Origin of the sequence: Vibrio sagamiensis NBRC 104589 (genome assembly GCF_007990935.1) — a bacterium.
In the GTDB taxonomy this organism is placed as follows: Bacteria; Pseudomonadota; Gammaproteobacteria; order Enterobacterales; family Vibrionaceae; genus Vibrio; species Vibrio sagamiensis.
The window spans coordinates 1-2,069 of record NZ_BJXJ01000109.1; the positions used below are offsets into that span (position 1 = coordinate 1).

Consider the following 2,069-nt stretch of genomic DNA (forward strand, 5'->3'; position numbering starts at 1 on the left):
AAAGTTGATATCTAGCTTAATATAACCCGATAAGTCTCTATCTGGCGTATGAACAGGGCTGATCGCGAGGTTTGATAAATACACATCATCAGTAGGCTTGAGTAGTGGCCATGATAATTAATGCTGCTATGATATTTACCCATATATAACCTTCTGAAGAGTAGGTTTGTTATCTTTATTAACTGCAATGTTTTTAATTCAATATATCATTAAGGGTAACGAACGGATCTTAGAGCCAAAGTAACATCGTATCAGCGGGGTCATATCGCAGGACAGGTACTTATGCCCCCATTTTTAATGAAAAAATAGATAAAAACATCACTTTGATTGCATTAATGGCAGGCGAAAGCGAACAGGCAACAAAGCTTTGATTGCATTATTGCCTTGTGAATCAAGGGAAAGGCTGGTGGGTATTATGTTTTCAGCCTACATAATGTGCATTTTATACTAGAAATAAGTTGGGGTTAAAATTACCTGGCTTAATATCTTGTACATCTGAGTTTTCTGGCCTTGAAAGGGCCAATTTACTTTGTATTTGGTCGTAGTATTGACTCAATAGCTCAAGCTGCTGATACAAAGTGTGTCGTTCTGCTTGAACCAGCGGTTGTTGATTCCAAAGAATCGCGTGATTACTCTCAGGATCAAGCCCGACCATAGGCTTTTTCTCTTCTTGGCTAAACATGCTCACCTCAAGAAAAATTTGGGCATTTTCTTGAGTAATTTCACTCAGACTACTGAACATCAGCAATCTTCCTGCCGGGTGTTCAGTAATGTGGCATTCCTGTTCGCCAACTTTAATGCTTGTAATCTCGTTGATATCTTTAGGGACTTCGAGGCCAAGTTCTAGACAGAGCATCTCGACGGCTTTTACATATTGTTGATTCATATTGTTTGCTCTTTTTATACTTGTATAAAACAGAGGACATTGAAATCAAAATAAAGTGATTCATCTATCAATATTGGTGGTAATTTTTTAGACCAAACTAGATAGAATCGAAGGTAAAATTAATGAAATGTTGAGTATAAACATTTACGACCAATCTCGATAGTCTATGCTTTTTAACTGCAATAGACTTCAGGGCAATGATTGAACAATAAGAGGTCAATACAATGTTAGAAAGATCGATGTCTATGCCGAATATGCATGTGAATGTGCCCAACAATACCGTAGATTCATTAAATAATTCTGGCCATTTAGGTGCAAAGCAAGCTGAAATTATTCCTACAAACGAACTGGCGAATGCTGTTGCTTCTCGTACGGAAAATGCCCCAGAATCAAAGTTAAAAGATAAGGTAATTAGCTTTGTGGCAGGCGCTTTGAACGCCATTAGAGAGATCACAGCATTTATCAAGGCACGTTTCGTAACCCCTAATATTGGTACAACGTTGAATTCTCTTTCAGAGAGTAACCCAAATATAGGCAAAGTGGTTCAAGGCTTGGCAGGTTTCATTGGTTCATCAGCGATTCAATGGCATGAAAAGAATGTAGGAAATCCAGAAAACGAAATGGATGCAGGTGCTCAATCTCGTTTTTATGAAAGCTTAATTCGAAATAAATTGAACGAAATGAACGATACCGATGTGGCAGTGATGTTAGAACAATTAGAAGGGGATTTTGGTCAGCGTTTGCGTAGCGTATTAACGTTTGCTGCTGAAAAAGTGCCAATGGCTAGAGCTGCACAGAAGGATGAGCTCTTAATTTCGAAGTCGAACGCTTTACCTCGGGTAACTGAAAGTTTGATAACCGAATTAAGAGAAAGGCTAAGGCTACCTTCAGAGCAAATAAAAGATATTAAGTTTATCGATAGTGTTACCGAACTAGATCAACCTGAATTAGCCGCCTTGAAGCAAGTAGGTTTTACTGAAAAGATGTTGATTGATCAATGGTGATTTAATTACTGCTGTCAAAACTGTGCCCTTTACTGAAAGGGCACAAATATCGCATCACGCTCAGTTATTACAGATAAAGACTATCTTTTAAAAAGTTCGATTGAGATTATCCAAAGAATCCAAGAACGAATTAACGGCCTCATTTTTATTAAGCAACTGTTCACGCAAAGCTTGGGTCT

The 2,069-nt window shown here is 38.0% G+C and carries 2 protein-coding genes; one reads left to right on the forward strand and one right to left on the reverse strand.

From position 1 onward, the window contains the following. Positions 1-442: 442 nt before the first annotated feature. Positions 443-886 carry a CesT family type III secretion system chaperone gene (locus VSA01S_RS19610; protein WP_039983927.1) on the reverse strand — a complete coding sequence of 148 codons (444 nt, stop codon included), beginning with the start codon at positions 884-886 and terminating at the stop codon, positions 443-445. A gap of 224 nt (positions 887-1,110) precedes the next feature. On the opposite strand from VSA01S_RS19610, the gene VSA01S_RS19615 reads away from it, so the two are divergent. Beyond that, positions 1,111-1,890: a hypothetical protein gene (locus VSA01S_RS19615; RefSeq protein WP_039983925.1), complete on the forward strand. Its 780-nt coding sequence runs from the start codon at positions 1,111-1,113 to the stop codon at positions 1,888-1,890. Positions 1,891-2,069 lie beyond the last annotated feature (179 nt).

What these genes read in the sequence shown, in the direction of transcription:
- VSA01S_RS19610 (WP_039983927.1), bottom strand. Translation starts at nt 886, where the DNA reads ATGAATCAACAATATGTAAAAGCCGTCGAGATGCTCTGTCTAGAACTT.
- VSA01S_RS19615 (WP_039983925.1), top strand. Translation starts at nt 1,111, where the DNA reads ATGTTAGAAAGATCGATGTCTATGCCGAATATGCATGTGAATGTGCCC.